We start from the raw sequence: 22,316 nt of genomic DNA on the forward strand, positions 1-22,316 counted from the left end.
TTAAGCTGTTTCCAATACTGGAAGCAGAATTTCAAATACTTTGCCATGCTGGAGAATCGTCAAGCCGCGGGACTTGTCCTTCATTACGACAACCTCAGGCTTCTGGGACATACGCTCCAGGTAATGCTCAGGCACATCGCCGGAGTGGCTGATTGTGATGCCTTCTACTTCCTGCTCTTCGTTTTCTTCAAGCGGACTTTCAACTACACGGTCAAAAATATCGGAAAACGCCTCAAAATTATCAGTATACACAGAAATGCACTTCATCTCTATCCCATCCTCTTCTTCATCTCTAACTTTTTACTTGCTCCCGCTGTAATCTTATCTTTCCTGATTACGGCGGTTTTCATACGCTTCTTGCCTTCACGGCACACATCGAGCAACGGACAAATCTGGCATGCAGGATTCTGGGCCTTGCAGTGATATCGTCCAAAAAAGATCAGCCGGTGATGTGTAAGCGTCCATTCCTCACGGGGGACCACCTTCATCAGTTTCTTCTCTACTTCCAGCACAGAATCCTTCCAGCCTGCTAGTGCGAGCCGTTTTGCTACACGTTCCACATGAGTGTCTACGGCTATGGCCGGGACACCAAATGCGTTGGAAACTACAACATTAGCCGTTTTGCGTCCGACACCCGGTAAGGTTACCAGTAAGTCATGCGCCTGCGGCACTTCACCGCCGTATTGTTCAATCAGAATCAAACAGAGGTTGTGAATGTGCTTGGCTTTGTTGCGAAACAACCCGATGCGCCGGATGTCATTCTCCAGCTCCTCCAAGGGTACAGAAACATAATCCAATGGAGTTTTGTACTTTTGAAACAGGTCCTCGGTCACTTTGTTTACTGTTGCGTCCGTACATTGGGCTGATAGCAATACCGCAATCGTTAACTCGAAGGCGTTCTTGTGGTTCAGTTCACAATGCGCATCAGGAAACAAGTCTCCAATACTATCCAGAATGTGGCGGACCTCTGCAGCTTTCATAGCGTCCCCTCCACGGAGTATTTACACTCGAACCATGCAGAAACGGATGACCTGTCTACAAAAGGAGGTATTCGTTTCAATTGCGAGCGTATCTTCTCATTGTTTACCGAAATATAAGTATACATAATGGTGAGCATTCTATCTATTCTTATATTTCAAAAAAAACGTCTTGACGCAGTATTTCCTCTGCGTCAAGACGGTGTTTCACCCGGAAATCCACCATAACTTTATTGTTTCACAATTTCAACGATAACATCATTATTGAAATACATTATAATATTATCATTTTCTTTGAGAGATTGCACGGATAAAGTCGTGTCACCTTGATGAATATATACATTGGAAGCAAAGGTGTAGCGGTAAGGATCGTTCAGATTAGAGCGTTTGACCTGCAGCTCATTACTGCTGCTATCTACACGTGAGAATGCCCGGCTCAGCTGGGTCAATACACGGATAATGATTGCTCCATCAGCATCCTTGCGAACTTCCACACGGTCTGCAGTTGTAATATTTCCAAGCGCTGTTGTCGTTACTCCGTCCCGGATGATCTTTACCCCGCCGGCGGCCGAATAGGTCTGGGTGGCTCCAGTGTAATCCTTCACCGTTAGAGTGCTTGCTGTAGTATCCAGTGCAGCCACCTGTCCAAGGCTAACCTTAACTGCTTGGATGGAGAGCGCTGCACTTCCTTCGAACTTCACATTTACAAAATCTCCGGCTTTCAAATCACTTACAGTAATTTTCTGTCCGGCTTCATTTGTCATTGGAATAGTTAACGTGTACAGCTCACTCGTACCGCCTGACCATTTCACACCCAGCTTATTCGTAGTACTGTTTACTGAGGTTACTTCAAGCTGTGCCGATGATTGAACCCGGAGAACAGAAATAACATCCTGGCTTCCGGAGAGCACCGCTGTGACTTGACTGTTAAGAGAGACATCAGTAATGGCAGCTGAAGTCTTACCAAAGTAATCTACAGATAAAGGATAAGGCAGTGTCAGCAACTGGCCATTGCTTAGCTTAAGCACTATCGTTTTGGTTGAGGTACTCACTGAAGCCAGTGTTCCGCTGTATTTGGTTGTACTTTCTACAGACAACGCACGCTCATTTATCGAAACCACATCAACTTTACGGTTTTCAGTCAATCTTGTCGCCATGTTAATCAGCGAAGTGGTTGGCGCACCATCATAGGCAAGCTTCGTATTGGCATCAATCTGAACCACATGTGCTTTGTTATTATTGTCCATAAAGGTAAGCAGCTGTGATTTCGTATTATATGCAATAACCGTTGATCCGCTATATTGCTCAATCTGCCGGCTGGTCACTTCAATTTTGGTAACCTGATCGCTGCTGTTCAGTGTAAGCTGAACATTGTCCCCCCCGGTAGCATCGGCGATAAGATCCCCGGCAACCGGAGCTGCCACATTAGGAATTATTATGGTTGGGGAGGTTGCGAGCAGCCTAACTTCACGTGTACCATCTGCTTTTTTATACACTATAGTTGAGCCTGTCATTTCAACAATCGAACCCTGCACCGTTCGTTCTGTTCCTGATGTCACTTCAACAGCTGCAATAACATTATTCTTAATCGTATATTTCACGGCTGCATTGACCTTGAGGTCGGCTGGCTGCAGTACAGCGTTTTGGGAGCTGAATAGTGTGGCACCCTCTTCCCAGTTGTAGGTTTCCACCGTTCCGGCTGCATTTTTGAAGGTTATGCTTTTGGCTGCCAGGTTAATGCTTTGAAGTGTTCCCGTGGTTGTCTTGTTTACAATCCCCGAGGTTACCTGGAGCTTAACCACTTTGTGTGAACCGCTGTATGTTTCACGCACAAGCTTAATCTTACTGCCTGCTGTAATAGACGAAGCCGTGATGGCAGCGTCGTTCACATCAACAAAGACTGTATTAGCATCATAGCTGTACTGGTCATAACCGGTTGCCGAATCCACCCAGATAATTCCCTGCGTAATTTTGGCGAAGGTACCTTCAGCAGTCTCTATCTGCGGAGTAGCATCAGTCAACTCTACATAGGCCGCATTATAAGTAGCTCCGATGACAGTAACCTTTGTATAGGGCTGAATATCACTCAGATTGATTCTTGTGTCGGAAGTGCTGTTGAAGTAAGCTGTGTTCGGACTCAGGTTATAGACAGAGGAAGCGCCGTTGCTGTAAACAGTCATTTTCCCGTCTTTTAACGCACTGATAGTGCCCGATACCGTATTGTCGTACTGCAGGGTATTATGCGCTTCTGCCCGGCTGAAAAAAGTCGCCAGCTGAGCACGGGTTACCGCTCCTTGCGGATCAAACCGGTTGCCGACCAAACCGTTAGCCAATCCCAGATCTACCGCAGTATTGATATAACCGCGTTTATTCGCCGAAACCTTAGCATCATCGGCAAAACCGGTTGGCTCATTAGCCACCGATGCTGCCTGCGAGCTTTTGCCCAAGGCTCTAATCAGCAATTCAGCAATCCACTCACGGGAAGCTTTGCGTTCACCCCAGGAGGTTTTGAGATTATCCGCTGCCATCTCTACGGTCTTATCCAGCAGTCCTGACTGGAAAGCTAGCACAACGTACGCCTTATAATAATTCGAAACCTGGAAATTGGTTGGAAGCACTACATCCGTTGTACTGCTTATATTGCCTTGCAGCTTCATGAAGCGGAGTGCCATCAGTACAGCTTCCTGCTGAGTGACCGAATCCCCTGGACGGAACAAGCCGTTATTGCCGACTACGATTCCCTGCGAAGCTAGCTTGTAGATATGTTTCTCGGCCCAGAAGCCAGTTTTCACATCACTAAAAATACCCGAAGATACCACAGCAGCTTGAGTCGTTGCAGCTGCAGAAGTAGTAGCCGGGGTAATCGCAGTATCTGCAAAAGCAGCCCCGGCTCCGCCGAATGCCATAGCACCGGCCAGAACAGCTGATGCCGCTTTGGTTGAATAAGCCTTAATCGAATGTTTTGATCTTTTTTGACCGGACAATAGGTTATTCCCCTCTCAATGATCCATGTAAATGTTCAATTCATTATTCGCGGATTCATGCTCCGAATCCTGCACAGAATTTAGAGGCCGCTGTTCTCTCTGGTCAACGGATGCTCCAGATCCACATGCCCCATCAGACTTTCCACCTGCTCACCATCGACCAGAAGCTCTACCGATTTCACTTCTTCAAACTGGAAGAGGGTCTTGGCCAGCGCACTTATCGCCAGAGACTCACCGCCTGCGCCAAGCTGGGCTTCATCCGGTTTGTGAATATCCATCACAATCTGCCCGTCTTTGAAATCCAGCGATTTAAGCTCAATACCGCTCCAGAGTGGCACTTGCTCCGCATTGCTGCTGCTCTGAAGCGTTTTGAATGCCTCGCTGTATTTCTCGCTTTCACTCGCAAAGCTGATCGTTCCAGTAGCAGCAATCAAATTCATCTGCTGAGGATCCGTATAATAAACTTCAATATCCTGAGACTGCTTGGCCGGTTCGGTTGGCTTAGCGGTCGCTGTAGGAGCAGGGGTTGCCTCTGCCGACGGAGCAATGGAAGGTGTAACCACCTCGCCTCCGCTGTTCTCCGAATTCCCTCCAGCCGCGCTTACAACCGAATTATTACCTTGATCTGCATTTGCATCCGGAGAGGCTGCCGGCTTCTCTCCGCATCCGGCAATTACCATCAGAAGAACGGCTGAGACCGCTGTATACGTTAATTTCTTGTTCATCAACATTACCCCCTCTAGATGAATACGGGCAGACAGAACTGCAAAGCCTGTTCAGCCTGCTATGCTGGCCTTTCCACGCTTTGCGGCTCTTATCTGCCGCTTGGCTGTTATTTTAATCCGAGATATTCTTTGATCCCGCTCACGATCCCAGCTGCGACTCTATTCTGCAGCGCTTCTGAGAACAGCAATGATTCATCGCCTTTATTACTTAAATAACCAACTTCAAGAAGAACGGCAGGCATAGTCGTTTCACGGATAACATGGAAATTCCCGTACCGTACGCCGCGGTCGCTGAGTCCGGTTGCCTGCACAAGATACTTATGCATCACACTTGCGAGAGCTTTGCTAGAAGCACGCTGGTAGTAGGTTTCTGACCCTGTAGCAGCCGGTGAAGCACTGCTGTTCGCATGAACCGAAATAAAGAGATCCGCATGCAGATTGTTAGCCATTGCGGCACGGTCCTTCAGTTCAAGGAAGGTATCATCACTGCGGGTCAGCACCACGTCAATGTTACTTTCTTTTTTCAGCAGCTCAGCTGCTTTCAGAACAACGGCTAAATTAAAGTTCTTTTCATATTTCTTCGTAACACCTATTGCTCCTGAGTCCTTGGCTCCGTGTCCGGCATCCAGCACAATCAGCTTCCGCCCGCTGTTGCCAGGCTGGGTTGCTGTATCACCTGTGCTAACGGCATTCAGATCAATGACAACCAGCTTGGAGGTATCTCCAGAAATATCAACGCTATAGTTCTTCGGAGTTTTTAAATCAATGACAAAACGGACGGTATACGGATCAGTGCTATACAGGGAGTAGCGCACTCCGGATACATCGGGATAATCCGTTACACTAAGACTGCCGTTAAGGTTAGGATCCAGCACCTGCCCGGTTCCGAACAAATCGGAGAAAGTAGCATTTGGCAGATCGACCACAATCCGGTCCGGACCGCTCACCTTCGATACCTTCGGAACGGCATTACCTTCCATCGCGATGGTCAGCCGGTTCTCATTAAAGCTGATGCCGTTCACCATGGTCAGGTTATTTGTCGTTTCAGCCGGCGGTACGTCAACGCTTGTTCCACCGTCACTAGCTCCACTGTCTGAACCAGTGTTATTACCGCCGGTTTCGGGGGTAATAAGGTTTACAATCTTTTGTGTGTTGTCCCAGCTGACAGTCAGCCCGAACTGCTCGCTTATGAAGCGGATCGGTACCAGGGTAGTCCCGCTCCTGTTAAGAGGAGCATTGGTAAGTATGACCGTTTTGTCATCTACAGAAGCTGTCGTCTGATCTACGATCAGCTTAACGGTCTTGCCCTGCTGTTCAATCGTAACTGTCTTGCTTGTCTGATTCCAGCCAACCTTGTAGCCAAGGTTCTCAGCAATCATTCTTAGCGGTACCATAATGGAGCTGTTCACATTCTCAACAGGAACCTCTTGACCTGCTGTCAGTTCCTTTCCATCGAGAAAAATCTGGTTGTTTCCGGCAGCAGCCTGTCCATGCTCCGGTAAAATCAATACAAAGAGCATTAGCAACAGCATAAAAGCAAATTTCTTCATTCTTCACCTCTAAGAATCTAGTATTCCGCCGGAAAACCGGCGTTCATGATGACCTGGCCATAGACAACCTTCGACATTGTTTAGACGCCGCTTCAGTTTAAAAGTTGCGAATTAATTCCAACCGGCGCCTAAGTTTCCTCATAATCTATCAGTAATCTGCTGCATTTACAGACCAAGATATTCATATATTCCGGCAACAATTTCCCTCGCCAGATTATTTTGCAGCTGTTCGCTGAGCATGGCGGATTCGTTCGCTGCAGAGCTCATATACCCTACTTCCAGCAGTACAGCTGGCATGCTGGTCTCCCTTGTGACGTGCAGGCTTTTAGTTCTGATTCCGTTATCCTTAAAGCTGGTGCCCGCTACCAGATGCTTGTGCATAATCTGGGCCAGGGGCAGACTCTCAGTCCGCGAGTAATAGGTTTCACTGCCGTTAACTTTCTCCCGGTTAGGATAAGCTTCCGGAAGAGAATTGCCGTGTACTGAAATGAACAGATTCGCATTGGCTGCCTCGGCGATATTTACACGGTCCTGCAAGCCTAGCGTTATATCATTAGTTCGCGTAAACACAACGTCAACCCGGCCATCCTGTATTAGCAGCGCTCCCACTTTATTGACGATCGCTAAATTAATGTCCTTCTCCAGCTTTCCTGTGAGACTGACAGCCCCGGATTGCTTGCCGCCGTGACCGGCATCAAGTACTACAACTGGTTTCCCTGAAGAAACTGCACCTCCACCAGCACTTCCGCTGTTGCTTGTTGCATTTAAATCAATGGTGACAAGTCCTGTACTGTTATCGGTACTCAGCTGATAAGGCTGGCCCCCGACCGTTTGAATGACAAATCTGACGGTAGAGGGGCTTGTACTAAACAGCGCATACCGCACTTCAGATACAAGCGGGTATCCGGCAACGTCCAGCTTGCCTTGCGGAGTGCCGTTTGCAGCAACACTTGGCAGACTGCCAACGAAATCCGGTGCAAAGGCAGCTCCGGGAAAATCGATCACGATCCGTTCCGGATTGCTGATCTTCGTAACCGTCGGTTTAGCGCCTCCTGCTACCGCAACGATGAGACGATTCTCACTGAATACGGCACCCATGACCTGCGGCGTAGTCACCACTGTACCGGCACTGCCCGGAATCGGTGTGGCGGTTGGACCAAGCGTTCCTGTCCCCAGATCATCGTCAGCCCCTGGTGTTATTACTGAAGCTGTTGTCGCACTAGGACTAGGACTTGGAGTTGGAGTTGCCGCCGCAGGCTGCGGAGTCGGACTGAGAGACGGCAGCGGATCCACGGAGGTCTCAGAACCGCTGGTCTGGCTGCCGCTGAGATAAACCGTTTTGTCATCGTTATCCCAGCCGACCTTCAGGCCGAATTGCTCACTGACAAAGCGGATCGGCACCAGGACTGTTCCGCCATTCTGCTTGGGAGCGGCATTCAAGGCGAGACTAACTCCATCGGCTTCAGCAATTTTGCTTCCAACCGCTAGCTGAACCGTTTTGCCATCCTGCTGAACGGTTACCTTTTTCGATTTCTGCTCCCATTGCACCTGAAATCCCAAGTTCTCCACAACTACGCGGATAGGAATCATAACGCTTCCATTTACGTTTTCAAGCTTGATTCCCTGTGGTAATGCCAGCTCCTGGTTGTCCATAATAATCCTGCCTGCGCCGTTTCCGGCAGCGGCGGCTTCACGGCCGGCGAATGATAGCAATAGCAGTGGCAGCAGCAAAAGAAATAACACCCGTTGTCCGGCTCTTCTCATCCCTTACTCTCCTTTTGGCAAATAATAGATACAAATACATACACAGATAAGGTTTAGACGACAGAACTCTCCAAAAGTTGCCTCTATAGGCAATGAATATATCGATTATAGCAAAAAAACTTCTATTTCCGACACCCGGAAATAGAAGTTTTGTGTAAAATTTGTAAAGTTTGCGGATATCTGTGTCTTAATTAAGAGAACAGCTTCGCCGCATGACGCTCTTCATAAGCTGCGATTTCATCCGCATGCTTCAGTGTCAGGCCGATATCATCAAGCCCCTGCAACAGGAACTGGCGGCGGTGCTCATCCAGCTCAAAGCTGATGGTGAGTCCATACTCATCACTGAGCTTATTGTTCTCCAGATCCACTGTCAGGCTGTACCCTTCATGCTCAGCAGTACGGTTGAACAGTTCATCCACCTGTGACTCCGACAGTTTGATCGGCAGGATGCCGTTCTTAAAGCAGTTGTTATAAAAAATATCGGCATAGGATGGTGCAATCACCACTCTGAAGCCATAGTCCATAATTGCCCATGGCGCATGCTCCCGCGAGGATCCGCAGCCAAAGTTAGCCCGCGAGATCAGCACGGATGCCCCCTGATAGCGTGGTTTGTTCATTTCAAAAGCGGCATTGTCATTGCCGGCTTCGTCAAAACGCCATTCATAGAACAGAAATTGTCCGAAACCGGTCCGTTCAATCCGTTTCAAAAACTGTTTTGGAATAATAGCGTCTGTATCCACATTTACCCGGTCGACCGGGGCAACGATTCCCGTTAATTTTTTGAAAGCTTCCATATTGTTATTTCCTCCCGCTCTCTCTCAAAGTTTCTATGCGTTGACGGCTTCCGTCTTGTAATTCCAGTCACGTACGTCAGTGAACCGTCCTTTGATTGCCGCCGCAGCCGCCATCGCCGGAGAAACAAGGTGCGTACGTCCGCCGCGTCCCTGGCGTCCTTCAAAGTTGCGGTTCGAGGTCGAAGCACAGCGCTGTCCAGGCTGCAGAACATCAGGGTTCATTGCCAGACACATACTGCAGCCTGCTTCACGCCATTCGAAGCCCGCTTCGGTGAATATCTTGTCGAGGCCTTCTTTCTCCGCCTGCATCTTCACACGCCCGGAGCCGGGAACAACAATTGCCTTAACTCTATCAGACACCTTGTGGCCTCTTGCTACCTGAGCGGCAGCCCGCAGGTCTTCAATCCGACCGTTGGTGCAGGAGCCGATAAAGACATAATCGATGCCAATTTCAGAGATCGGCGTACCTGGTGCCAAATCCATATATTCAAGCGCCTTTTCAGCAGCTTTACGTTCATTTTCGGTGGTGAAATCTGCAGGGTTAGGCACACTCGAAGTGATGTCCGTACCCATACCCGGACTAGTACCCCAGGTTACCTGCGGAATCAGTGTTTCCACGTCGAATTCAACAACAATATCATACTGGGCACCTTCATCGCTAACCAGGCTTCTCCAGGAAGCAACAGCAGCATCGTAGGCTTCGCCTTGCGGCACATACTCACGTCCGCGCAGATATTCAAAAGTTGTCTCATCCGGTGCAATCAGGCCAGCTCTCGCTCCGCCTTCAATCGACATGTTGCAGACGGTCATCCGTTCTTCCATCGACAGCTCACGGATCGCTTCGCCGGTATATTCAATAACATAACCGGTAGCAAAATCAGTGCCGTATTTAGCAATGACGCCGAGAATCATATCCTTGGCAGTTACTCCCTTATTGCGTTTGCCGGTGAAGCGGACTTCCATTGTTTTGGCTTTGGACTGCTGCAGACACTGGGTAGCCAGTACATGCTCAACTTCACTTGTTCCAATGCCGAAGGCCAGTGCGCCGAATGCCCCGTGTGTGGAGGTGTGGCTGTCGCCGCAGACAATCGTTTTGCCGGGATGGGTCAAGCCGATTTCCGGTCCCATAACGTGCACGACACCCTGGTCGATATCGTTCAGGTCAAACAGTCTGACTCCGAAATCGCGGCAGTTCTGCGACAATGTGTCAATCTGCTGCTTGGAGATCGGGTCTGTAATATTGAAACGGTCCTTAGTTGGAACATTGTGGTCCATAGTGGCAAAGGTCAATTCCGGGCGGCGGACCTTGCGGCCGCTTAAGCGGAGTCCTTCAAAAGCCTGCGGAGAAGTAACCTCATGCACCAGATGCAGGTCAATATAGATGATGCTAGGTTTGCCTTCCTCTTGATGAATTACGTGATTATCCCAAATTTTCTCAAACATTGTCTTGTTGCCCATGGTTTCACCTCATATAGTAGAATCGTTCATTTGGAAGAGAGCGTGGAGTCTCTCTTGAATGATCTAAATATAACATCGTGTTGTTTATAATTCCAAGATATGATTTCTATAAAAGCAATAGGTTTAACCTATAAGCTAACGCTTAATATGAAAGAGCTGATGTCACATAGTAGACTATATTAAAACAGGTTTCTATAGGCTATACTTATAAGTAATCTATATCAATCGAGGAGTAAACTATGGAACTTAGACAATTGCAGTATGCGCTGCAAATTGCAGCGGAGCGGAATTTCTCACGTGCTGCGGACAAGCTGCATGTAGCCCAGCCCTCACTCAGCCAGCAGCTGTCCAAGCTGGAGAAGGAGCTTGGCGTTATGCTGTTCCAGCGCAATACCAGCTCTGTGGAGCTGACATATGCCGGAGAAAAGTTCGTTGAGCAGGCTGAAGCAATAATCGACGCGGTAGAGCTGCTGCGGCAGGAAATGTCTGATATTTCACAGCTGCGCACCGGCCGTGTAGTGGTCGGAAGCATGCCGATTACCGGAGCACATCTGCTGCCCCATGTACTGCCCGTGTTCAAACGGAAATATGCGGAGCTTGAGATTTCACTGCTTGAGGACTCTTCTATGAATCTTGAAAAGCTGACCGCCAGCGGCCAGACTGATTTAAGCCTGCTCTCCCTCCCCCTGGAGATTCCAACGCTGGCCTATGAAGTGCTTGGAGAGGAACGGATCGACCTGGCGGTGCCTCCAGAACACCCGCTGGCTTCCCGCAGTGCCCAAGGGATCCGAACAGCTCTGGAGGAACTGAAGGACGAGCCGTTTATCGTGCTGAAAGAAGGGCAGGGCTTCCGCAAAATGACGGTAGAGCTATGCCGTGAAGCCGGGTTCGAGCCGCGGATCGTCTTCGAGAGCAATAATATGGAGACAGTGCAGTCGCTCGTCGCCACAGGGATGGGAGTTACACTCGTGCCCCATTTCATCGCGCGGGCACCGCGCAGTGAATTCGTGCCTGTCTACTTGCCGCTGGCCGAGCCTGTACCCAGCCGTACACTGGTAATCGCCTACCGCCGTGGCCGCTATTTGTCCAAGGCCGCTGAGGTTTTTATTGAAACCTTCAAAACAACCGTGGCCAGCCTGACGGACGTGTAACAAGCCCAAAAATATTCCAGTATACACCCTTTGCAAACGGCACACTGCCATGGTATTCTAAATGTCAAATAGTGAAACGTGCAGACGGGACCAGTAAGAAATGTCTCTATCCGTGAGCAGAGAGTAAATTCCGGAAGGCTGAGAGAATTTACCACGGTTGTTATTTCTGAATCCTACCCCCGAGCGGCCTGCCTTCTGCAGGACGGAAACTCCCGTTATGAGAATGAAGTCGGATGATCCCTCATCAATGAAGGTGGTACCGCGGAAGTTAATCATGCTTTCGTCCTTTGCTAAGTCTTAGGATGGGGGCTTTTTGTCGTTTTCAGGTTTATGTTTTTTATTCTGAAAGGGAAGTGAAGATAATTGACGACACGTATTGTAGTCAAAATAGGCAGCAGTTCGCTCACCGGCCCTGAAGGCGGATTAAACCGCGAGGCCGTGGCCTTCTTCGCCGCAGAGATTGCTGCACTAAGGAAGGACGGCTGTGAGGTGCTGCTGGTGACCTCCGGAGCGGTAGCCGCCGGCTTCCGCGGTATCGGCTATCCGTCCAGGCCGAAGCTGCTGCACGAGAAGCAGGCTGCAGCCGCAGTCGGACAGGTTATGCTGATGCAGGCCTATCAGGAGGCTTTCGGACAGCATGGCCTGCCGACCGCCCAGATTCTGCTGACCCGCACCGACTTCTGCAGCCGGCGGGCGATGAACAACGCTATGATGACGGTGGAGGAGCTGCTCCGGCAAGGCGCTGTTCCCGTATTCAATGAGAACGACACCGTATCGGTCGATGAGCTGAAGTTCGGGGACAATGATACGTTATCAGCGCTGGTCGCGAACCTCCTGAAAGCCTCCCGCCTCCTGGTGCTGACGGACATGGACGGATTATACAGCGGCGATCCCCGCAAGAATCCCGATGCCGTCCGCTACAGTCACGTGAAGGAGATCACTCCTGAAATCTATGCCTTCGCAGGCGGAGCAGGCTCTAGTGTAGGGACAGGCGGCATGCGCTCCAAGATTGACGCTGCCAAAATCGCCACCAGAGGCGGAGTACCTGTGTTTATCGGCAGAGCCACCGAACCAGGAGATCTACGACTGGCTGCAGCAGGAACGGGTAAGGGGACGTATTTTGATACCACGCTCTCTTCATTGCCGGTCAAAAAGCAGTGGCTCGGTTTCATGTCGACCCCGCTCGGATCTTTATATGTGGATGAAGGTGCCGTTGAAGCGCTGCTTCACGGCGGCCATAGCCTCCTGCCGGTCGGTGTTAAGCGCATCGAAGGCAGCTTTCACTCCGGAGATGTGGTTGAAGTGCTCGGGCCCGATGCTACCTTGCTGGGCCGGGGCATCGTAAACTATGATGACACCCAGCTGCGCAGCATTCAGGGTCTGCCCAGCCGCGAGATTGTCCCGAAGCTTGGTGAAGTCCACCGGCTCGAGGTGATTCACCGCGATGAATGGATTACGCTACGATAAACAATGTACAGGAGGGAAAGATATGAGTGAAGTCGTTACTAAAGCCTCTTTGGCGAAAGAGACCACAGGGATACTTGCAAGCCTAACCACAGGCCAGAAAAATGAAGCACTGCTTATCATGGCTGCAGCATTGCGGCGAGAAGCCTCAGCTATTATTGCCGCCAATCTGGAAGACCTGGAGCGCGGGCGTCTCGCCGGCACTCCGGAATCGATGCTGGACCGTCTGGCACTGGATGTCAGCCGGATAGATGCCATTTCGGAGGGATTGCAGCAAATCGCTGTCTTGCCTGACCCTATCGGCGACACACTCGAAACGATTGAACGTCCTAACGGTCTATCGATCGAGAAAATCCGCGTCCCGCTTGGGGTTATCGGCATTATCTATGAAGCTCGTCCTAATGTGACGGTTGACGCAGCCGGGCTGTGCCTGAAGACCGGGAATGCCGTGGTCCTGCGCGGCGGATCTTCCGCCCTCTCGTCCAACCGTAAAATTGTCGAAGTACTGCATAACGCTTTGGCTGAAACGGCAATCCCTGCCGCAGCTCTGCAGCTGATTGAAGATCCGAACCGTTCCTCTGTGGATGAGATGCTCAAGCTGAATGGCCTCCTCGATGTCATTATTCCGCGCGGGGGCAGCTCTCTGATCCAGAATGTTGTCCTCAATGCTACCGTGCCGGTGATTGAAACAGGAGCAGGCATATGCCATACTTATCTGGATGCAGGCAGTGACCCGGAAATGGCTGAACGGATCAGCCTTAACGCCAAAGCCCAGCGCCCTTCTGTCTGTAATTCAATGGAAACGCTGCTTGTCCACCGCGACTACGCCGCTGAACATATGCTTTCGCTTGCCGAAGCCTTTCGCAGGGTAAATGTTGAATTACGCGGCTGTCCGGAAACTATAGCCCTAATTCCGTGGGCAGTACCGGTAACTGCGGAAGACTATGCAACTGAGTATAATGACTATATTCTAAATATCCGGATTGTCGGCGGACTGGATGAAGCCTTACGCCATATTGCCGAATTCAGCACCAAACATTCCGAATGCATCGTAACTGAAAATGCTGAGCATGCTGCACGTTTCCTGCAGGAAGTAGACGCTGCTGCCGTTTATCATAATGCCTCTACACGTTTCACGGACGGCTTTGAATTCGGCTTCGGCGCCGAAATCGGAATCAGCACCCAGAAGCTGCATGCCCGCGGCCCGATGGGTCTGCCCGCACTCACCTCCTGCAAATATAAAATCCGCGGCAACGGTCAAATTCGGGGATAACAGGCATACTACCGCAGAAAATTTGTCGATACAAATCAGCGGTAGTATGCTGAACAATACATTTAGGGGGAACTTATTGCATGTGTCAGCAACCGACTATTCCACTTATTAATGATAAAATCGTCTTCTATGGCGCCGGATCGATGGCCGAAGCAATTGTACGGGGCATGATTGCCCGCAGCGTAATTTCTTCTGAGAACATCACCATGCTTAACCGCAGCAGCAGCGAACGGCTGGCTGAGCTGCGCAGCCGCTACGGCGTACGGGGCAGCAATGACCCAGGGCAGAAAGCGGAAATCCTGGCAAACGCTAATGTGATTGTCCTGGCTATGAAACCGAAGGATGCTGCCGAGGCGCTTCGCGGACTCGCTCCGCTGCTCTCACCCGGTCAGCTCATTGTCTCTGTTATCGCAGGCCTGACGATCCGTACAATTCAAGCCCTGCTCGGCACAACACAGCCTGTAGTACGCACGATGCCCAACACCTCGAGTACGATCGGACTTGGAGCGACCGGCATTGCCTTCTCCAAGGAAGTGGACGACTCCGGCCGCCGCCTGGCGCTCAATATTTTTGAATCGGTCGGCATCACTTCCGTGATTGAAGAGGAACGGATGGAAATTCTGACCGGGATCTCCGGCAGCGGACCAGCTTACATCTACTACATGATGGAAGCGATGACCGCCGCGGGTATCCGGGGCGGACTCACACCGGAGCAGAGCGCAGAATTAACCGTGCAGAGCGTATTGGGGGCAGCCCGTATGGTACAGCAGACAGGTGAAGAACCGGCTGCCCTGCGGAAAAAGGTTACGTCTCCAAACGGTGCAACGCAAGCCGCGATTGAAACCCTCGAAAAAGGTGATTTCTTCGAGACGGTCATTGCAGCGGTGAACAGCTGCGCCGAGCGCTCCCGTGAAATGGGCGCAGCTGTTGAGAAAGAACTGCTCTAACACCTTACCTCTCGATGGCCTTTATTTACTAGAGGCAGCGGGTTCTGATGTAACAGCTTATAACAAAGAAGCCCGCATGTGACTTCCTATATGGAATCATCTGCGGGCTTTCTTGTATATGTTACTGAACCCATTCTGGACTTATACAAGAGGGCTAGTAAGAGGTTCATCAAGTATTAAACGGAAGTGTGCCTCTATAGCAGAATGATTCTTGATGTAAACACGATAGTCGCCGTCTTCCGGCACCGTAATCGTAACAGTACCCGTTCCGCTAGGGACGGACTCACTGTAAATTTTATCGCTCGATACAGAAATAATTCCGATTTCAAGCTTGATCTCCTGGTCAGATTCCACGCTCATCGTTAGAGTCTCGTCCTGTTTTCTACTCATGACCGCGAAATTGTTGTCTCTGCCTGCCGCCAGCCAGATTGTCAAATCTTTACCGTCCTTGGTTTCAATCCCACCAGATACGATAACACTTTCTTCTGGTGTCTGCGTTACGGAGGTTTGCTCCTGAGTTGTGACTGGGGACAAGACATCCAATGTGACCGAATTTTCCTCAGGACCTCTAAATAAAAATGCCGTTATTATTGCTGCGATACCAACAACTACTACAACACCTACGGTAATTGCAATGCCAGCGGCCTTCTTTTTGAATTTATGATGAGCGGGAATTAACTTTATCCGCATGAAAGTCCTCCAAGATTAATTTTATTCTCCTTCAGTAAAATTTTACCTCAAAAGGTTTTTTGTCGCAAATATTTGTACATGCAAAAAAACCTGTTGAACTTGGTTTCCCAAGCCAACAGGTTTTTAATTATTCATGCAGCTATCTTCCACGGAAGTTCTGTGAGTAGTTCTTCACATCCTGGGCATTCTTTACCCGGTTACGTGCCCATTCGAGCAAAATCCGGTCGATGTAGCGGAAGTGTACCTTCCCTGCAAATACAGATTCTTTGAGCGCAAGCAGAATGAGCTCCTCCGGATAACGGTCCTGATCTACCCAGCCGGATATCGTCTCACATTCCATCGGCGACAGCGGACGGCCAAATTCCTTCTCGAAAATACTGAACAGGTTGCGGCTCTCCTCGACTTCTCCGGGCGCTGCAGCAGCCGGATTGCCGGAATATCGTCCAGCGGTCCGGCTTGTCTGCGCATGGCCCGCAGTCTTGCCTTGAGCAGCTTCCTGTGCAGCCTCGGCAAGGTAAGCACCAAGCTTGCTGTACAATCCTGAGAAATTGTACTGCTCATAATGAATATCTCTCAGCTCGTCATTATCTCCGTCGATGCTGATAAAACCTTCCTTCATCAGCTTCTGCAGCTCCCCGGCGATTACAGATATGCTCCGTCCGGTCACATTTTGCAGTTCCTCCAGCGACGGGAATTCGATGCCTTCCACCTGCCGGAAAGACAGCAGATGGATAAGCAGCATCGCTTCACTGCCGCTAAGATTCAGCTTCCGGTAATATTTTAAGAGTGCATAAGGAATGACGGCCATCCCGTTCTGAAGACCGAAAGCTGCGCCTTCACCCCAGGTATTCCATCCTTTGCCGTCCATACTCCAGCCCCCTTTGCGTTATTTACGGGTAGAGACGGTACAAGGTACGCGGGAACGGAATCGTTTCACGCACATGATCCAGGCCGCAGATCCAGGCTACCGTACGCTCAAGTCCAAGACCGAAGCCGGAGTGAGGCACAGAACCGTAAGTCCGCAAATCCATGTACCATTTATAGGTATCCATTGATAGATTATGCTCTTTAAAACGTTGCTCCAGCAGTGCAGGATCGTCGATACGCTGCGATCCGCCAATAATCTCACCATAACCCTCAGGTGCGATCATGTCTGCGCAGAGTACAACCTCTGGGCGCTCAGGATGCGGCTTCATATAGAATGCCTTGAAGGAAGCCGGATAATGCGTAATGAACACCGGTTTATCATTCGCTTCCGCAATTGCAGTTTCATGCGGTGCGCCGAAATCATCGCCCCAGGCAATTTCATGGCCATTCTCATTCAGGAACTTAATCGCATCATCATAAGTAATCCGCGGGAACGGTGCTTTGATATTCTCCAGCTTGGAGATATCGCGGCCCACCGCTTCAAGCTCAGCGCGGCAGTTGGTTAATACGGATTGCACGATAAAGCTGATGAAGTCTTCCTGCACCTTGAGACTTTCTTCGTGATCAGTGAAGGCCATTTCAGGCTCGATCATCCAGAACTCAATTAAGTGACGGCGGGTCTTCGATTTTTCCGCACGGAACGTCGGCCCGAAAGAATACACCTTGCCCAGTGCCATCGCAGCAGCTTCCATGTACAGCTGGCCGCTCTGCGTCAGGTAGGCATCCTCATCAAAATACTTCGTGTGGAACAGATTCGTGGTTCCTTCAGCCGAGGTTGGAGTCAAGATCGGCGGATCCACCTTCGTAAAGTCATTCTGATTGAAGAACTGCTGAATCGCACGGATGATCTCCGCACGGATAACGAGTACCGCACGCTGCTTCGCGGAACGCAGCCAGAGATGACGGTGATCCATCAGGAAATCCACGCCATGCTCCTTCGGGGTAATCGGATAATTTTCGGTGAGATGCAACACTTCTATTCCGGTAACAGTCATTTCATACCCGGATTGGCTGCGCGGTTCCTCACGGATAATGCCGGTCACATACAATGAGCTTTCTTGGGTGAGGCTTTTCGCATCGTCCCAGACCTGCTCAGGCACTTCCGATTTCACCACAACACCCTGGATATAGCCTGTACCATCCCGAAGCTGCAGGAATTGAATTTTACCGCTGGAGCGTTTGTTGTTTACCCAACAGCCGATAACAACACTCTCTCCGACATGCTCATTCACATTCTTGATTACACTCTTGTTAGCCATGCCTAAGATCTCTCCTCTAATTTAGCCGTTAATTCCTTGCACAAGGCGATAGGTATCGCGTGCAATGACAAGCTCTTCGTTTGTCGGAACCACCAGCACCTGTACCTTGGAATCAGCTGTAGAGATGCGGCGCGGATCGCCGGAACGAACCTTGTTGGCCTCAGCATCAAGCTCAATGCCAAGGAAGGTAAGATTATTCAGTACTCTTTCGCGCAGCAGCGATGCGTTCTCGCCGACACCTGCTGTGAAGACGATGACGTCCACACCGTTCATAGCGGCTGCATAAGAACCGATATATTTGCGCAGACGGTATTCATACATTTCAAAAGCAAGCGTGGAGTTAGGCTCGCCCTTCTCCGCACCGTCAATAATATCACGCATGTCGCTGCTCACACCGGAAATAGCCAAGAGACCGCTGTGCTTATTAAGCATGGAGTTCACTTCGCCGACGGACAGCTCTTCCTTGTTCATCACATAAGGAACGATAGCGGGATCAAGGTCACCACTGCGTGTACCCATCATCAGACCTTCAAGCGGGGTCATCCCCATCGAGGTATCGATAGATACTCCGCCTTGAACCGCAGTTACGCTTGCGCCGTTACCGATATGGCAAGTAATGATCTTCAAGTCCTCGAGCGGACGGTCCAGATATTCGGCTGCAGCTTTGCTGACGAAATCATGGGATGTGCCGTGTGCGCCGTAGCGGCGGACTTTGTATTTGTTGTACAGCACTCTAGGAATTGCGTACATATAAGCTTTTTCAGGCATAGTCTGATGGAACGCAGTATCGAAAATAACAGCCTGCGGAACACCCGGCATATTGATTTCAGTAGCTGTGATCCCCATTACTGCAGCAGGATTGTGCAGCGGTGCAAGGTCAAACAGCTGGCGGATCTTCGATTTGGCATCGCCGTCCACCAAAGAGGATTCCTTGAAAAATTCTCCCCCGTGTACAACACGGTGGCCCACAGCATTGATTTCATCAATGGAGCCAATTACACCATGCTCACTGTCAGTCAGACACGCGAGTACTTTGCGGATCGCCGTATTATGCTCCAGGATTTCACTGACTTCCGTCACATCCGGTTTGCCGGTCGGTTTGTGGGTCAGAATGGACGAATCCATCCCGATACGTTCTACCAGACCTTTTGCCAGTACGGATTCATCCGTCATATTGTACAGCTGATATTTTAAAGAAGAACTACCCGAGTTGATTACTAAAACGTTCATATCCGGTCACCATCCTTGTCATACTTGAAGAAGCCTTCGCCCGATTTTGCACCCAATTGTCCTGCACGCACCATTTTCTTCAGAATAGTCGATGGACGGTACTTCAGTTCACCGTATTCACGGAACATGTTTTCAAGTGCGGCAAGCACGGAATCCAATCCGAAACGGTCAGCCATTTCAAGCGGTCCATGCTGGAATTGATAACCGATGCGCATTGCATCATCGATATCCTCAGGAGAAGCAACACCTTCTTGAAGCACATGCATAGCTTCGTTAATGAACAAGCAAATGAGGCGTGAGGATACAAATCCCGGGGATTCGTAAATCATTACGCCCTTTTTATCAACAATTTCATCAACAAAGGCTTTGGTATCTTCAAAAGTGCTGTCGGAAGTTTTCAGACCGCGCACGATTTCAACAAGGTCCACCTTACCTACAGGATGTATAAAGTGCATGCCGATTACGCGTTCCGGATACATTGTAGAGCTGGCAAGCTCTGTCAAGCTGAGTGTCGACGTGTTGCTGGCCAGAATAATGTTGCTCGGACACACTGCATCCAGCTGATTAAATACTTTTTGCTTCGCTTCCAGGTCCTCGGTAATGGTCTCAATCACCATATCACACGAGCTGAGCTCCGCGAAATGTGTCACTTTTTGAATACGGCTCAGAATCAGTTTCTTCTCAGCCTGGGTAATTGCCCATTTCTCCAACTGTTTGTCGAGACTTGTCTCGATCATTCCGTAAGAGTAATCCAGTCTTTCAGAGGTTTTCTCCACCAGCAAAACATCCAGGCCCTTGGCTGCCAGCATTTCAGCAATCCCTTGACCCATGGTTCCGCCGCCGATGACGCCGATTTTTTTAAAATTCATGTAAAAGTCTCCATCCTTTCAGGTATCTATACTTTTGTATTGTACCTTGTCTGTCGTAAAAAATATGTAGCCCGACATATAATAATATCTTAGCATGTCTGAAAAGTAAAAAAAAATAACCGGCATAAATAATTATGCCGGTAATTTCACACTGTCACGAAATTGACAACGAAATTGCTCTCCGGAGAGGACTTCCTCCTTCATTAATATATCCAAAGAGTAGTCAAACACATTTCTCTGTTTCTCCAGCAGGTCTCGGGTGCGAATCATGAGCTCATCTAATATTTTACTATTTTCCTTCATTAACTCTTCCGTGGTAACCATTTCCAGGTTGGCGATGCCAAGTGAGGTAAGTCCGGATTTCATCATCGTCTCTACAATGTTCAGCGCCTGGTCAAAATCGCCTCGTGAGCCGGTGCTTCGTCCGCCGTAATACATCTCTTCCGAAGCTGCCCCTCCAAGGGCAATCATAATTTGATGCTCCAGATAATCCTTAGTGTAGAGGTATTGCTCGGTCTGCGGATTATGCCGAACATAACCCAAAGCCTGTCCGCGTGGAGTCAGGGTAACCTGGCTGACACTTCCCGGACGCAGCAGCTCTGCCATAATCGCATGGCCAAGTTCGTGGATAGCCACCCGCTGCTTTTCTTCCTGGTTCGTCTCACGGTCTGTCTTTTCGCCCATCATCACCTTGTCGATGGCCAGCGAGAGATGCCGCTGTTCCACTTCGGTCAGGTTCTCACGCATCATGTAAATCGCGGCCTCGTTCATTACACTTTCCAGCTGGGCACCAGAGAACCCGTAGGCTTCTTCTGCTACCTTGTCCAGATTGACATCCGCGTGCAGCGGCTTATTCTTGGCGTGCAAATCGAGAATCGATCTGCGGCCCTTCTTGTCAGGCATATCGACCTGGATATGACGGTCAAACCGGCCCGGACGCAGCAGCGCGGAGTCAAGCATCTCTTTACGGTTCGTCGCAGCAACCAGCAGGATGCGCGGGGTGTCGTTGTTGTAGATCCCGTCCATTTCAGTCAGCAGCTGATTCAGCGTCTGATCATACTCGCGCTGCTGCCCGCCTTCACGCTTACCGCCGATTACATCAATTTCATCGATAAAAATAATTGCGCTTTGCTTGTTTTCTTTTAAGGCGCGGTTGCGGGCATCCTTAAACAAATCACGGATACGTCCGGCTCCGACACCCACGTACATTTCCACGAACTCACTGCCTGATGCCGCGACAAACACGGAATTAGTGTAATGTGCCGCCGCTTTGGCCATCAGAGTCTTCCCTGTTCCCGGAGGGCCGGTAAGCAGAATACCCTTCAACGGGCGAATGCCGAACTTGCTGATTTCCTCATGCCGGATCAGAAAATCCAGTGCTTCGCGCAGCTCTTGCTTCGCATTGTCCTGTCCGCCGATTTCTTCAAAGGTAAGCTTGGATGGGCCGCTCTTCTTACGCTTCTTATCCGCGCCCGCATTTACCGTCAATCCGCCGCGCAGGTGGGCAATCAGCAGCAGTGCGCCGATCATGCCGGCGGCAATAATCACCGGAAAAATATTGATACCGACAAACGCCATAAAAATCAGCAGTACCGGAACAAATCCGGCCAGAACTTCTTTCCAATACTTAGGCATTGTTCCACACTCCTATCGCTCCTGGAACCCGGGGTAAAATAATAAATTTGCTCTCTTTACCGTTTGTAAGGCTTACATATACGTTACTGTCATCAATTTCGGTCGTTGCAGTCACATCTTTATATTGCGAATATTCCGCGATAAGTCCATCCAGCTTGGCAGGGATAAGTGTATATTTACGGCTCTCCATCGCTTCAGCGACCGAGAACATCGCCTTGTCCCAATATTCGTCAAGCAGGGCGCTGGAGTGCTGATTCACATCAAGTTTCAGGGTACGGCCGTCAATGGCGGAACTGCCCTTAGTGTTCACATACTGCACCAGCTCACGCAATTTCGTGCCGGGTGCGAGATCCAGTTTCAAAGTGACCTCGTTACGGTTAATAGTAATATGTGAATCGTTGACTCCTTCGTAGGATGATACAATCTTTTGGAGCGGCTCCTGCACAACGAACTGGCGATAGGAGTACCAGCCGCCAAAGAGCAGCGCAGCAGACAACAAAGACGTTAAAAGCACAGGCACAAGACGTAATTTCAAGAAACGTCCTCCTCTCAGATATGGGGCTATAACTATATGAATGCAATAGATAGCGTGTCAAACAGGTTTCCGATTCTGACATGC

The 22,316-nt window shown here is 49.9% G+C and carries 19 protein-coding genes; 4 read left to right on the top strand and 15 right to left on the bottom strand.

What is annotated here, in order from left to right:
* The 8 genes from L6H70_RS07650 to leuC all read right to left on the bottom strand — a co-directional run bounded on the left by L6H70_RS07650 (position 1) and on the right by leuC (position 10,252).
* The gene (locus L6H70_RS07650; RefSeq protein WP_054941305.1) at positions 1-267 is read right to left on the bottom strand and encodes a hypothetical protein; all 267 of its coding nucleotides are present in this window, start codon (positions 265-267) and stop codon (positions 1-3) included.
* Between the two features lie 2 nt (positions 268-269).
* Positions 270-980 (bottom strand): endonuclease III, encoded by a 711-nt coding sequence (nth, locus tag L6H70_RS07655; protein WP_054941306.1) that lies wholly within the window; start codon positions 978-980, stop codon positions 270-272.
* Between the two features lie 227 nt (positions 981-1,207).
* A complete protein-coding gene (locus L6H70_RS07660) occupies positions 1,208-3,961 on the bottom strand; it encodes an S-layer homology domain-containing protein (protein ID WP_236331552.1) in 2,754 nt (917 codons plus the stop codon).
* Between the two features lie 80 nt (positions 3,962-4,041).
* The gene (locus L6H70_RS07665; protein WP_236331554.1) at positions 4,042-4,686 is read right to left on the bottom strand and encodes a GerMN domain-containing protein; all 645 of its coding nucleotides are present in this window, start codon (positions 4,684-4,686) and stop codon (positions 4,042-4,044) included.
* A gap of 107 nt (positions 4,687-4,793) precedes the next feature.
* Entirely contained in the window at positions 4,794-6,236 is a 1,443-nt protein-coding gene (locus L6H70_RS07670; RefSeq protein ID WP_236331556.1) for an N-acetylmuramoyl-L-alanine amidase, read from the bottom strand.
* 165 nt (positions 6,237-6,401) lie between these two features.
* Complete coding sequence (locus tag L6H70_RS07675; RefSeq protein WP_236331558.1) at positions 6,402-8,000, bottom strand: N-acetylmuramoyl-L-alanine amidase; 1,599 nt, start codon at positions 7,998-8,000, stop codon at positions 6,402-6,404.
* A gap of 191 nt (positions 8,001-8,191) precedes the next feature.
* Positions 8,192-8,794, bottom strand: coding sequence for a 3-isopropylmalate dehydratase small subunit (gene leuD, locus L6H70_RS07680; protein ID WP_236331560.1), 603 nt, complete (start codon positions 8,792-8,794; stop codon positions 8,192-8,194).
* Between the two features lie 33 nt (positions 8,795-8,827).
* Positions 8,828-10,252: a 3-isopropylmalate dehydratase large subunit gene (leuC, locus tag L6H70_RS07685; RefSeq protein WP_236331563.1), complete on the bottom strand. Its 1,425-nt coding sequence runs from the start codon at positions 10,250-10,252 to the stop codon at positions 8,828-8,830.
* Positions 10,253-10,491: 239 nt separating this feature from the next.
* Here leuC and L6H70_RS07690 point away from each other — a divergent pair, with 239 nt between their 5' ends.
* The 4 genes from L6H70_RS07690 (at position 10,492) to proC (ending at position 15,087) form a co-directional block, all read left to right on the top strand.
* The gene (locus L6H70_RS07690) at positions 10,492-11,403 is read left to right on the top strand and encodes a LysR family transcriptional regulator (protein WP_236331565.1); all 912 of its coding nucleotides are present in this window, start codon (positions 10,492-10,494) and stop codon (positions 11,401-11,403) included.
* Positions 11,404-11,766: 363 nt separating this feature from the next.
* A complete protein-coding gene (proB, locus tag L6H70_RS07695; RefSeq protein ID WP_054941315.1) occupies positions 11,767-12,870 on the top strand; it encodes a glutamate 5-kinase in 1,104 nt (367 codons plus the stop codon).
* 22 nt (positions 12,871-12,892) lie between these two features.
* Entirely contained in the window at positions 12,893-14,140 is a 1,248-nt protein-coding gene (locus tag L6H70_RS07700) for a glutamate-5-semialdehyde dehydrogenase (protein WP_236331567.1), read from the top strand.
* An 80-nt stretch (positions 14,141-14,220) separates the two neighbouring features.
* Positions 14,221-15,087 carry a pyrroline-5-carboxylate reductase gene (gene proC / locus L6H70_RS07705; RefSeq protein WP_236331569.1) on the top strand — a complete coding sequence of 289 codons (867 nt, stop codon included), beginning with the start codon at positions 14,221-14,223 and terminating at the stop codon, positions 15,085-15,087.
* 141 nt (positions 15,088-15,228) lie between these two features.
* Here the strand turns inward: proC and L6H70_RS07710 are convergent, their stop codons facing one another.
* From L6H70_RS07710 to L6H70_RS07740, 7 genes are all read right to left on the bottom strand, one after another.
* Positions 15,229-15,777 (bottom strand): hypothetical protein, encoded by a 549-nt coding sequence (locus L6H70_RS07710; protein WP_236331572.1) that lies wholly within the window; start codon positions 15,775-15,777, stop codon positions 15,229-15,231.
* 139 nt (positions 15,778-15,916) lie between these two features.
* Positions 15,917-16,645 carry a DnaD domain-containing protein gene (locus L6H70_RS07715; RefSeq protein ID WP_236331574.1) on the bottom strand — a complete coding sequence of 243 codons (729 nt, stop codon included), beginning with the start codon at positions 16,643-16,645 and terminating at the stop codon, positions 15,917-15,919.
* Between the two features lie 22 nt (positions 16,646-16,667).
* Positions 16,668-17,963: an asparagine--tRNA ligase gene (gene asnS / locus L6H70_RS07720; RefSeq protein ID WP_206100803.1), complete on the bottom strand. Its 1,296-nt coding sequence runs from the start codon at positions 17,961-17,963 to the stop codon at positions 16,668-16,670.
* A gap of 21 nt (positions 17,964-17,984) precedes the next feature.
* Positions 17,985-19,193: an acetate/propionate family kinase gene (locus tag L6H70_RS07725; protein ID WP_236331576.1), complete on the bottom strand. Its 1,209-nt coding sequence runs from the start codon at positions 19,191-19,193 to the stop codon at positions 17,985-17,987.
* Positions 19,190-20,062: a 3-hydroxyacyl-CoA dehydrogenase family protein gene (locus L6H70_RS07730; protein ID WP_236331577.1), complete on the bottom strand. Its 873-nt coding sequence runs from the start codon at positions 20,060-20,062 to the stop codon at positions 19,190-19,192. Before L6H70_RS07730 ends, L6H70_RS07725 begins: the two co-directional genes overlap by 4 nt.
* A gap of 132 nt (positions 20,063-20,194) precedes the next feature.
* On the bottom strand, positions 20,195-21,697 hold the full coding sequence (locus L6H70_RS07735; protein ID WP_236331579.1) for an AAA family ATPase: 1,503 nt from the start codon (positions 21,695-21,697) through the stop codon (positions 20,195-20,197).
* A complete protein-coding gene (locus tag L6H70_RS07740; protein WP_236331581.1) occupies positions 21,690-22,232 on the bottom strand; it encodes a hypothetical protein in 543 nt (180 codons plus the stop codon). Before L6H70_RS07740 ends, L6H70_RS07735 begins: the two co-directional genes overlap by 8 nt.
* Positions 22,233-22,316 lie beyond the last annotated feature (84 nt).

Source organism: Paenibacillus auburnensis, assembly GCF_927798115.1.
GTDB classification, from domain to species: Bacteria; Bacillota; Bacilli; order Paenibacillales; family Paenibacillaceae; genus Paenibacillus_AQ; species Paenibacillus_AQ auburnensis.